Annotated in this window: 9 protein-coding genes and 1 tRNA gene; 7 read left to right on the forward strand and 3 right to left on the reverse strand. The window is 62.8% G+C overall.

Translation table 11 applies throughout. From position 1 onward, the window contains the following. The first annotated feature begins 68 nt into the window (after window positions 1-68). Both M4J40_RS20830 and M4J40_RS20835 read left to right on the forward strand, forming a co-directional pair. The gene (locus M4J40_RS20830) at window positions 69-344 is read left to right on the forward strand and encodes an HU family DNA-binding protein (protein ID WP_026782895.1); all 276 of its coding nucleotides are present in this window, start codon (window positions 69-71) and stop codon (window positions 342-344) included. A 181-nt stretch (window positions 345-525) separates the two neighbouring features. Beyond that, a tRNA-Val gene (locus M4J40_RS20835) sits at window positions 526-601 on the forward strand. A gap of 94 nt (window positions 602-695) precedes the next feature. Here M4J40_RS20835 and M4J40_RS20840 read toward each other — a convergent pair. Continuing rightward, a complete protein-coding gene (locus M4J40_RS20840) occupies window positions 696-3,209 on the reverse strand; it encodes an EAL domain-containing protein (protein ID WP_251756334.1) in 2,514 nt (837 codons plus the stop codon). Window positions 3,210-3,245: 36 nt separating this feature from the next. Beyond that, window positions 3,246-4,283 carry a TRAP transporter substrate-binding protein gene (locus tag M4J40_RS20845; RefSeq protein WP_251756335.1) on the reverse strand — a complete coding sequence of 346 codons (1,038 nt, stop codon included), beginning with the start codon at window positions 4,281-4,283 and terminating at the stop codon, window positions 3,246-3,248. Between the two features lie 429 nt (window positions 4,284-4,712). Here M4J40_RS20845 and M4J40_RS20850 point away from each other — a divergent pair, with 429 nt between their 5' ends. The 4 genes from M4J40_RS20850 to glpX all read left to right on the forward strand — a co-directional run bounded on the left by M4J40_RS20850 (window position 4,713) and on the right by glpX (window position 9,625). Continuing rightward, window positions 4,713-5,453 carry a cytochrome c biogenesis CcdA family protein gene (locus M4J40_RS20850; protein ID WP_251756336.1) on the forward strand — a complete coding sequence of 247 codons (741 nt, stop codon included), beginning with the start codon at window positions 4,713-4,715 and terminating at the stop codon, window positions 5,451-5,453. A gap of 172 nt (window positions 5,454-5,625) precedes the next feature. Further along, complete coding sequence (locus M4J40_RS20855; RefSeq protein ID WP_251756337.1) at window positions 5,626-6,855, forward strand: LL-diaminopimelate aminotransferase; 1,230 nt, start codon at window positions 5,626-5,628, stop codon at window positions 6,853-6,855. Window positions 6,856-6,997: 142 nt separating this feature from the next. Continuing rightward, entirely contained in the window at window positions 6,998-8,314 is a 1,317-nt protein-coding gene (locus M4J40_RS20860) for a homoserine dehydrogenase (protein ID WP_251756338.1), read from the forward strand. A 324-nt stretch (window positions 8,315-8,638) separates the two neighbouring features. Then, the gene (glpX, locus tag M4J40_RS20865) at window positions 8,639-9,625 is read left to right on the forward strand and encodes a class II fructose-bisphosphatase (protein WP_251756339.1); all 987 of its coding nucleotides are present in this window, start codon (window positions 8,639-8,641) and stop codon (window positions 9,623-9,625) included. A gap of 51 nt (window positions 9,626-9,676) precedes the next feature. Here glpX and M4J40_RS20870 read toward each other — a convergent pair whose 3' ends face one another. Next, a complete protein-coding gene (locus M4J40_RS20870; RefSeq protein ID WP_251756340.1) occupies window positions 9,677-10,336 on the reverse strand; it encodes a DsbA family oxidoreductase in 660 nt (219 codons plus the stop codon). 151 nt (window positions 10,337-10,487) lie between these two features. Between M4J40_RS20870 and pcaQ the strand changes: the two genes are divergently transcribed. Further along, window positions 10,488-11,417 carry a pca operon transcription factor PcaQ gene (pcaQ, locus tag M4J40_RS20875; protein WP_311134176.1) on the forward strand — a complete coding sequence of 310 codons (930 nt, stop codon included), beginning with the start codon at window positions 10,488-10,490 and terminating at the stop codon, window positions 11,415-11,417. The last annotated feature ends 2 nt before the right edge of the window (window positions 11,418-11,419 follow it).

An 11,419-nucleotide genomic window follows, 5' to 3' on the forward strand; every position in this document is an offset into this window, starting at 1 on the left:
GCCGGGGTGACGGGCTAACTCCTATATGGCAAGTCCGCTACCGACAGAGTCAGACAAAGGGACACGACATGAACAAGAACGATCTGGTCACGCAGGTCGCCGAGAAGGCGTCGCTCAACAAGGCGCAGGCCGGTGCCGCCGTCGACGCGGTCTTCGCGACGATCACCGAGGCGCTCAAGGCGGGCGACGAAGTTCGCATCGTCGGCTTCGGCAACTTCGTTGTGACCGAGCGCGCCGCCTCGGAGGGCCGCAACCCGCAGACCGGCGAACCGCTCAAGATCGCTGCTTCCAAGCAGCCGAAGTTCCGCGTGGGCAAGGGCCTCAAGGACGCGGTCAACGGCTGACGTCCCGAATCGGCCTGCCCCGAATCCGGGGCGGGCCGACGTGACTTTGAACGGCGCGGCCGGTGACGGTCGCGCCCTTTTTCGCCCTGTTTCCCATTCCCAAGGCGATATGGTCGGCGATCTTGCAATCGGCCGTCCGAGTGGGTAGAGCAGGGAACCTTCTGCCGCCGTCGCGCGGTCGGGGCGGTTAGCTCAGTTGGTAGAGCGCCAGTTTTACACACTGGATGTCGGCGGTTCGAGACCGTCACCGCCCACCATCACTCCTTTGACAAATGAAGCCATGAGCGCTCTCGGACGCCGTCTTTGTCTGTCTGCGTCACAGAGGCCATGCCTGTAGCTGAGCGGGCCCTATCACGCTGCCGATATGGCCGAGGCTTCGCCTTCTTCCAGTATGCGCGCGACGTCGTCCGCCGGTACGGGCATGCCCAGAAGGAAGCCCTGCACGGTGTCGCAGCCCTCGGCGCGCAGGCGCTCGAACTGCTGCTCGCTTTCCACGCCCTCGGCGGTGGTCGCGATGTTGAGATTGGACGACAGGCTCGCCACCGCCCGGACAATGGCCAACGATTCATGGTCGCCTTCGCCGAGATCGGCAACGAAGGACCGATCGATCTTGATGCGATCGAAGTGGAACTGGCGAAGATAGCCAAGACTTGAGTAGCCGGTGCCGAAGTCGTCCATGGCGATGCGAACGCCGATTTCATGCAGGCGTTGCAGGATAGCAATCGTCATCGATGTGTCGGCGATCAGCACGCGTTCGGTGATCTCGATCTCCAGGCGGTGCGACTCCAAGCCGGACTCGGCGAGCGCCGCCACCACTTGGTCGGCGAAGGCTCTGTCGCGGAACTGCACGGGTGAGACGTTGACGGCAATGCTGATGTTGCTGGGCCATGTTGCGGCGTCGCGGCAGGCCTGCTCCAACACCCATTGTCCCATCGGCACGATCAGGCCGACTTCTTCAGCCAGCCAGATGAAGTCGTTGGGCGGGACCATGCCTCGCGTTGGATGGTTCCAGCGCAGGAGCGCCTCGAAGCCGATGACCTCGCGGGTGTCCACGCTGAACATCGGCTGATAGTGAAGGCAGAGTTCCTCAGAGGCCAGCGCGCGGCGAAGCTCCAGCTCCAGCAAGCGTCGCGTCTGGGAGCGGAGGCTCATCTCGTCGCGGAAAAAGCGATAGACGCCTCGGCCGTCGGCTTTCGCCGTGTAGAGCGCCATGTCGGCATTCTTGAGCAGCGTGTCGGCGTCGGTGCCGTCTAGGGGGGCGACGGCTATGCCGACGCTGGCCCCGATGATGATTTGCTGGCCGTCGATCTCATAGGGTTCGCCGACGATCCGGACGATGCGGCGGGCGAGATCGGCGGCGCTTTCCGGTTGCTGGACGGGGCCGAGCTGAATGATGGCGAACTCGTCGCCGCCAAAGCGCGCGGCAATGTCGTTCTGGCTGATGCACGACCTCAAGCGGTCGGCAACCGCCTGCAGAAGCGCATCGCCAACCGGATGACCGAGCGTGTCATTGACGTTCTTGAAGCGATCGAGATCGATGCAGAGAACGGAAATGCTTTCCTTGCCGGTCAGTTCGGACAGCGCTTCTTCGAGGCTGTCGCGGAACAGCAGCCGGTTGCCGAGGTCGGTCAAGGCGTCGTGGCGCGCCATGTGACGGATCTTCTCCTCGACGCGGCGCCGGGCCGTGATGTCCTCGTGGATGGCGACCCAACCGCCGCCGGCGATGCTCTGAATGCCCAGCGCGAGAATGCGGTCGTCGCTCGTCTCGTATACGAAATGGGTCGTTCCGCCGGGACTGGAGCTCGTCTCCGCCAGAACCTCGGATACCGGTGCGTAGATGCCGCCATCTCGAAGAGCCTCGGCGAAAATCTCGTGGTAGGTACGGCCGCGCAAGGTGTCCTCGGGCGGCAAGCCGTACATGTCGCAATAGATGCGATTGCAGATGATGAGCCGGTCGGAAGCGTCGAACATCGATAGGCCCACGGGCATGTTGGCAACCGCCGCTCTCAGGCGCTCCCATTCCCGTTCGGCGTTGCGAGCGAACTCCCGACTGTGAATCAGGGCGTCCCGATAGCCGGCGAGGGCGCCCACGAGCACGCCGATCTCGTCGCGCCTTGGTGTCGGATCCGGAATAGGGGTCGTGTGATCACCGATCGTCAGCCGTCGCATGGCGTAGGCGATGTCGCGGAGCGGCCCCGACACGTTGCGCCGAACCCAGAGGATTGCCCCCAAGGCCGCCAGACTGGCAATGATCAATGCGATCAGCGATTGGGTAATGGCCCGTGACACAGACGTGGAGGCTCGCGCGGCGGCGTCCTGCGACTGGGTCTTGGCGTAGGCGATGAGGTTCTCGAGTTCGCTGACCGCCGCCTTGTACTGAAGGCGCGTGGTGCCGTTGGCATACTCTGTTGCCTGTTCCAGCTCGCCGCTTTCAATGGCGTCGTTCACCTGGTCGAGCGAGGAGAGATAGATGCCCCAGGCTTGCGCGAAAATGGCGAACAGGCGCTCTTCCTCCGGCGAGCTTATGGTCGCCTTGAAGTCGGCCGAGGCCTGGTTGAGTTCGAGGCGCGTCTCATCGAGGCTGGCGTCGATCTCGGCCAGGTTGTGATAGTCGATCACCTGGAGGCGCCGCATGACGACTAGGTTGTGCTGAAGGGCGAGCCGGCGCAGTTTCTCCAGCAACTCGACCTGAGGGAGTCTTACCTCGCGGATCTCGGTGGTGACGTTGTTGACCGAGATTACCTGCGTGACTCCCAGCGCGCTGACGGCGGCGATCAGCAAAAGGACAAAGATGATCGCTCCGGACAGTTTGGTCCGGATGCTTGCGTTCTTCGCGCTGCCGATCGGCTCGTCATGCCAATTCATCGGTCTCGGCTTCTCCTTTTGAGTGCCTCGATGAACTCAGTGAAGGTAGCTGAAACGCTTCCAGAACCCATATTGGTCCCGAAACCGTACGTACGACTCGTATATCTGTTTGAAATGCGGATTGGCGGCCATCTCCTCATCGGCGACTTTGCCCCAGGTGGCCTCGAAGGTAAGCAGAAGCTCCGGTGACCAGCGGCGGAGCTTTATCCCGCGCTTCTTGATCTCCTCGAGGGCTTCGGACTGCATGATCTCGGCTCGGCCGATGGCGTCCGTCATGACCGCGGCGCAGACGGTTTCGATCGTCTGCTGTTGTTTCTCCGTCATCGAGTGCCATGCGGCCTCGGAGAAGTATAGCTCGTAGAGTGTTGAAGGCTGGTGCCAGCCGGGGAAGTAGTAGTACTTCGAGACACTCTGTAAGCCGAGGGTCAGGTCCATCGACGGCAACGAATACTCGGCCGCCTCGATCTCGCCGTTCTTCAGGGCGGCGAGGATGTCGCTCGGAGCCATTTTTACGACGTCGGCGCCGAGCCGGGCGAGCACCCGCCCGCCAAGGCCGAAGAACCTGATGCGCAAGCCCTTCAGGTCATCAACGTTTCGGATTTCCTTTGAAAACCAGCCGGCTCCCTCTGGTGGAAGCACCATGCAGGGCACATTGTGGATGCCGTGACTGGCAAACAGCTCACGCGACAGCGTGAGGCCGCCTCCTTCCATGAACCATGCCATGAACTCCATGGTGTCTGGTCCGAAGGGAATGGAACTCAGAAGCTCGAAGGCGCTGTCGTGGGTGGCAAACTGACCTGCGGTGGACCAAGCGGCGGCAAGCTCGCCGGTTGCGACCCGGTCGACCGTGCTCGACGCTGGCGCCAGGTTGCCGGGTACATGGAACACAAGCTGCACTTCGCCGCCCGTCAGGCTGTCGACCTGCTCGCTCAGGCGACCTGTGGCTTCAGAGAATAGCTTGAGTGACAAGGGGAAGGTGCTGGCGACGTGGATCACCTTTGCGTCGCCTGCATGCGCAGACGCCACGAGGCTGGCAAAAAATGCCAGTCCGGCGATCGCCAACTGCCTGATCATTCGTTCCCCCGAAACGCACAACCCCTGCAACCTTGCAGATGAATATATGCGAATAACGCTAGATAATAGTTAAATTGCGGAGCATGGGGTAGTGGCTTTTTCGAATAATGCGAGGAAACGCTGCTTCGCAACGAAAAGCAACTCCCTTTCAACTTCATCCCCGAAAGGCATCACTCCTCACGCTCGGGGCGCATGCTCAGCTGGTTTCACGTTCTGCGAGTTCAATCGGTGAACACGATTTCTGGGTATTGGACTGCCCTCGTGCGTCGACTTGTCTGTTCGTTGAAGGGGACGCTAGCTCTCTGTTGACCGGTATGTGGCCTGGGCGACTTGGCCTTTGCCGGCAATTTGATATGCGGGAGGAAAACCTGCCTCGCATGAGCCGAGGAAATCGAGTATCAGTCGGTTGCTCGCCCTGGTAGGGACCATATGGACGCGAACGTAACACTGATCGCAGCATTCGGCGCCGGATTGCTCTCCTTCGTGAGCCCCTGCGTGCTGCCGCTCGTTCCGCCTTATCTCGGGTTTCTGACCGGCGCCTCGATCGAAGAGCTGACGGGGGAAGAAATGAGCCGGCTGGCCGCAAAGCGGCGAGCGGCCGAGGTTTCGCTCTGCTTCATCCTGGGGTTTACCTGCGTTTTCGTGACGCTTGGCGCCACAGCGTCGGTGTTCGGCCAGCTTCTTCGCCAATGGTCCGAAGTGCTCGGTATCGTCGCCGGTTTCTTCATCATCGCCATGGGGCTGCATTTCCTTGGCCTGTTCCGCATCGCGCTGTTCTACCGTGAGGCCCGGTTCCACGATTTTCGGATCAGGGCCGGTCTTGGTGGTGCGTTTTTGCTGGGCCTTGCCTTCGCCTTTGGCTGGACGCCTTGCATCGGTCCGGTGCTCGCCACCATCCTGTCGGTGGCCGGAAGCCGCGATACCGTCGGCGACGGCGCGCTGCTGCTCGCCGTCTATTCGCTGGGCCTGGGCGTTCCCTTTCTGATCGCCGCGTTGTTCGCGGCAAAGTTTGTGCTGTTCATGCGCCGTTTTCGCCGGCACTTTCCGCTGGTCGAGCGAGCTATGGGCGGCGTGCTGGTCATTACCGGCGCGCTGTTCCTGTCAGGCGGCATGCAGCGCGCGTCGTTCTGGCTTCTGGAAAACTTTCCGGCCCTCTCCACTATCGGCTGATTCCGTGGTGGGCCGGGTAGGGCGGCCACAACGGCGGCTTTTTGGAGAGATCGGTCTGCGACCGGCCAAAAGCCACTTTCCCCTCCGCCCGGAATTGATCTAGAAGCACAGACCCGCCTGCCGGCGCGGGGCGAAAACCGCCGGCTTCCACGACCACACTGAGGTCAAGTCCATGAGCAACAACGAGTTCCACAAGATCAAGCGCCTCCCGCCGTATGTCTTCGAGCAGGTCAATCGGCTCAAGGCTGCCGCGCGAGCTTCGGGCGCAGATATTGTCGACCTTGGCATGGGCAATCCCGACCTGCCGACGGCGCGCTACGTGGTCGACAAGCTGATCGAGACGGTGCAGAGGCCTGACACGCATGGCTACTCGGCCTCGCGTGGCATCAACGGCCTTCGCAAGGCGCAGGCGGCCTATTACGGGCGCCGCTTTGGCGTGAAGCTCAACCCCGATACGCAGATCGTGGCTACGCTCGGCTCCAAGGAAGGCTTTGCCAACATGGCGCAGGCGATCACCGCGCCGGGCGATGTCATCCTCTGCCCCAATCCGTCCTATCCCATCCACGCCTTCGGCTTCCTGATGGTTGGCGGCGTCATTCGTTCGGTCCCCGTCACGCCGGGGCCGGAGTTCTTCCATTCGCTTGAGCGCGCGGTCGCCCACTCCATTCCGAAGCCGCTGGCCCTCGTCCTGTGCTATCCGTCGAATCCGACGGCCGAGGTGGTCGATCTCGACTTCTACAAGGACGTGGTGGCATTTGCCCGCAAGCACGAGGTGTTCGTGCTTTCCGACCTTGCCTACTCGGAGATCTACTTCGACGGCGTCCCGCCGCCCTCCGTGCTGCAGGTGCCCGGCGCGATGGACGTCTGCGTCGAGTTCACCTCGATGTCGAAGACCTTCTCCATGGCTGGCTGGCGCATGGGGTTTGCCGTGGGCAACGAGCGGCTGATCGCTGCGTTGTCGCGCGTCAAGTCCTACCTCGACTACGGCGCATTCACGCCCATCCAGGTGGCGGCGACGGCTGCGCTCAACGACCCGGAGGCCGATACCCATATCGAGGAGGTTCGGCAGACCTACAAGCGCCGCCGCGATGTCATGGTCGAAAGCTTCGGCCGTGCCGGCTGGGAGATTCCGGTTCCGCGCGCCTCGATGTTCGCCTGGGCGCCATTGCCGGAGCGGTTCAAGCCACTTGGCAGCCTGGAGTTCTCCAAGTTGCTGATCGAGAAGGCCGAGGTGGCCGTCGCCCCCGGTGTCGGCTTCGGCGAGCAGGGGGATGACTATGTCCGCATCGCCCTGGTGGAGAACGAGCAGCGTATTCGGCAGGCGGCGCGTGGGCTACGTCGATTCTTCGACATGGCCGACGAAACCATGCATAACTACGCTCCGGTCGAGCGTAGCCGCTGATCGGCGCCTCTTCCCGGCAGATCTCCGGCAATAGACGCATCGCGATTTTGCGGTGGAGCTGCGAGAGAACAATAGCGAGGGCATTTCCGGCGACCCGGCTCCTCGGGAGTGCCCCCTCAGACAGAGAGTATCGAAAAGTACCATGGGTAAACCGCTTCGCCTTGGCATCGCCGGTCTCGGGACCGTCGGCGCGTCCGTCGTCCGCATCGTCCAGTCCAACCTCAGCTCGCTGACGCTGAGAGCAGGGCGGCCGGTGACGATCACGGCCGTGTCGGCGCGGAACCGCAACCGCGACCGGGGCATCAATGTGGATGGGTTTGCCTGGTACGACGACCCCGTGGCCATGGTCGCCGATCCGAACGTCGACGTCGTGATCGAGCTGATCGGCGGCGCGTCCGGGGCCGCCGAAGCCGTGGTGCGGGCCGCGATTGCTGCTGGCAAGCCGGTGATCACGGCCAACAAGGCGTTGCTCGCCCGGCACGGTGTCGAGCTCGCCCGTCTCGCCGAGGAGGCCGGTCTGTCGATCGGCTTCGAGGCGGCGGTTGCCGGCGGCATTCCGGTGATCAAGACGCTGAAGGAAAGCCTTGCCGGCAATACCGTCACCGGTATCGTCGGTATTCTGAACGGCACCTGCAACTACATCCTGACCCGGATGGAGAAGGAGCAGTTGTCCTTCGAGACCTGCCTGTCGGAAGCGCAGCGGCTCGGCTATGCCGAAGCGGATCCGACCTTCGACGTCGGCGGCTTCGATACCGCACACAAGCTCGCCATTCTGGCGAGTCTTGCGTTCGGAACGGAGATCGACGCCGATGCCATCTATGTGGAGGGCATCACCTCTATCTCGCTGGAGGACATCAAGGCCGCGGAGGAGCTGGGCTATCGCATCAAGCTTCTCGGTGTCGCCCGGCGCACCGATACGGGCATCGAGGCGCGGGTCAACCCCGCGATGGTGCCGAAGAAATCGGTTGTGGCTCAAACCTCCGGCGTTCTCAATGCCGTCGCCTTCGACGGCGATGCGCTGGGCGAGGTAGTGCTTGTCGGTCCAGGCGCCGGTGGCAGCGCCACGGCTTCCTCGGTCATCGCCGACATCGTCGACGCAGCGCGCGGGCACCGCACGCCCGTGTTCGGACTGCCGGCAAACGAGTTGATGCTCTATCAGAAGGCCGAGATCCAGGCCCACAAGGGCGGCTACTACGTGCGTCTTTCCGTCTACGATCGTCCGGGGGCCTTTGCTGGCATCGCCAAGAGCATGGCCGATCGCGACATATCGCTCGAATCCATCGTTCAGCATCGTCGGGGCAACGACGAACTGCCGCCCGGTCACACCGGTGCTCCGCAGCCGGTGGTGCTCATTACCTATGCCACGCGCGAGACGGAGATCCGGGCGGCGCTCGCCGCCATCGAGGCTGCCGGCCACATTGCCGAGAAGCCGACGCTGATCCGCATCGAGAGTTTGTGAGCCCCTGTCGGGCCTATGTTGGTTTCCAGGCCCATATTAGGGAATGCTGCTATCGACTTTTTGCATGTCTGACGGTGGAACAGTCCAAAAGAGCCGGTAAACGGCGGTATTTCGCCAAGTATCAAGATGGTGCCTAGGTCGCGGTATGGTTAATTCATCCGCGGAACATCCGTATTGCGTCCTATGGCGCATTGACCTCCATCGCCTGTTCTTCCTACCTCGCTAAGGTATCGACCGGGTTTCCTCCCCGTTCGCGCGCGGCCACAAGACCTCCCTGAGCCGCAGCGACGAACTCGGTCGACTGTCCGAACCGCGGGTTGTTTCATGTCGCAAAAATTGTCCAATTCCCTCGACCGTATTCTGACTCTGGAGATCGTTCGGGTTACCGAGCGCACGGCAATGGCCGCCGCCCGCCAGCGTGGCCACGGTGACGAGCGCGCCGCCGACCAGGCCGCCGTGGACGCCATGCGTTCGGAGCTGAACCAACTGCCGGTCCAGGGCACGATCATGATCGGCGAGGGCGAGCGAGACGAAGCGCCGATGCTGTATATCGGCGAAGAGGTTGGCAGCGGCAAAGGGCCGCGTGTCGATATCGCCGCCGATCCGCTCGAAGGCACTGCGATGTGTGCCAAGAACCAGACCAACGCGCTGGCCTGCATCGCGATCTCCGAACAGGGAGGTCTTCTGAACGCTCCCGACGTCTACATGGACAAGATCGCCATCGGACCGGGATTCGCACCGGGCCTTGTCGACCTCGACGCCACGCCAACCGACAATATTCGTGCGCTCGCCAAGGCCAAGGGCGTGCCGGTGTCGGCGATTACCGTCTGCATTCTCGATCGGCCCCGCCATGCCCGACTGATCGACGAGGTGCGCGGCCTTGGAGCCTCCATCCGGTTGATCGGCGACGGCGACATCGCCGGCGTCATTCAGACAGCCGACCCGGAAGAGACTGGCATCGATATCTATCTGGGCGTAGGCGGAGCGCCGGAAGGCGTGTTGGCGGCGGCGGCGCTGCGGTGCCTCGGCGGCCAGATGCAAGGCCGGTTGATGATCAATCGCCCCGACCAGATCGAGCGTGCGCGGCGCATGGGCATCGTGGACGTGACCAAGAAATACGCCATGGAGGACATGGCCCAGGGCGACGTGCTCTTCGCCGCCACGGGCGTGACCAAGGGCAATCTGCTCGACGGCGTGCGTTTCAAGGGCGGCAAGATCATCACCGACACGGTGGTCATGCGCTCGTGGACCGGTACCGTGCGTCGCATCAGGGCTGAACGCATCGACCGCGACGGTGGCGAGGCCGTCTGACGTATTGAAGACGCATTTGAAAGGGGCGCCCAGACGGCGCCCCTTTTTGTTTCAGCCTCTTGTCGCCTCCACTTCGGCGGCGATTTTGCGCAGGGCGTCGACCAGTACCTCCGACGTCTGTGCGCCGGAAATGGCGAACTTGTTCTCGACGATGACCGTCGGTACGCCGGTGATGCCGATGCGACCGGCATGGGCGATGTCGGCCTTCACCGCGTCGAGGTCGACGCCGTCCTCCAGTTTCATCGTGACCTCGTCTTCATCTAGACCGACTTCCTCGGCAGCGGCGACGAGGGTCTCCGCGTTGGTGAGATCGGCACCTTCCTCGAAGAACAGCGAGAACAGCCGCTCCAGCATGGGGTCGCCGAGGCCTTCCGCCGCCGCCCATCGAACAAGACGGTGAGCGTCGAGCGTGTTGGGCGTCTTCTCTATGAGGTCGAAGGCATAGGTAATGCCGACATCGGCGCCCAGGCTGAAGAGACGGGCGTGTGCTTCGTCCAGGGCATCGGCGCTGCCGAACTTGCCTATGACATACTCCTCGCGCTCGACGCCGTCCTGGGGGATGGTCGGATCGAGCTGGAACGGCCGGTAGCGAACCTCTATGTCGAGGTCGTCAAGGTCGGCGATCGCCGCGTCGAGTCGCCGCTTTCCGAGGAAGCACCAGGGACAGACGACGTCGACGATCACGTCGAGATGGAGTTTGGTTTTCTGCATGGGTACTCCCCGGAGTGTTTGCCCCTGATGGATGGCGCTTGGGCCACCCTACCACCGATTACGGACGAGGGCGGACACGGACTCGACCATTGTTCCATGGCAGAGGGATGCTTTGCCCCTTTACATAACGGCCGGTTATAGAGGGCCCGACGTGATCGAGAACCGCATCAAACATAGGCATCTGAGTTCCTTTGTGGAAGTCGCCCGCGTGAAAAGCATCGGCAAGGCGGCGGTGTCGCTGTCGATCAGCCAGCCGGCGGTATCGAAGACCATTCGCGAACTCGAAGAAATCCTGGGTGTCGAGCTGTTCGACCGCAGTCATCGGTCTGTTGTCCTGTCCTATTACGGCGAGGTGTTCCTTCGCTTTGCCGGAGCGTCCATTGCCGCGCTGCGCCAGGGTGTCGAGTCGGTCGAACTGGCGTTGAAGCAGGGCGCTTCGATCGTTCGCGTTGGTGCGCTCGCTTCGGCCTCGTCTCGCGTTCTGCCCGAAGGGGTGACGCGATTCCTCAGCACCAGCGTTGGAACCACGCCCACAATCATAACCGCAGACAACGTCTCCATTCTTGGTCAGCTGAAGGCCGGAGAACTCGATTTCGCCTTGGGGCGCATGGGCTCGCCCGCCGATATGGTCGGGCTTGCCTTCGAGCACCTGTATACCGAGCGGGTGGCAGTGGTGGCGCGGAGGGAGCATCCCCTGTTCGCCATGGGAGGCGGGCTCGGTCGCCTGTCCGATTATGTCGTCCTCGTGCCGCCGCCCGGTTCGATCATCCACGACCATGCCGTCGAGCTCCTGATCAGGCTTGCCGTAGGGCCGCAGCTTCGGCGGGTCGACACGGTATCCACCGTGTTCGGCCGGGCGTTCGCCACAACGACCGATGCCATCTGGATCGCCCATTATGGCGAAGTGGCCGGCGATCTTGCCGCCGGTACGCTGCGCGAACTGCCGGTCGACACCTCGGATACCTTCGGACCGCTGGGCCTCATCGTCCGGTCGGGGACGCCGCTTTCATTGGGCGCCGAGATGATGATGGCGGCCATTCGCGAAGTTGCCGCCGAAGTGCGGGCGGAAGGCGAGCGCTAGGC

It is taken from the genome of Pleomorphomonas sp. JP5, from assembly GCF_023721815.1.
Taxonomy (GTDB): domain Bacteria; phylum Pseudomonadota; class Alphaproteobacteria; order Rhizobiales; family Pleomorphomonadaceae; genus Pleomorphomonas.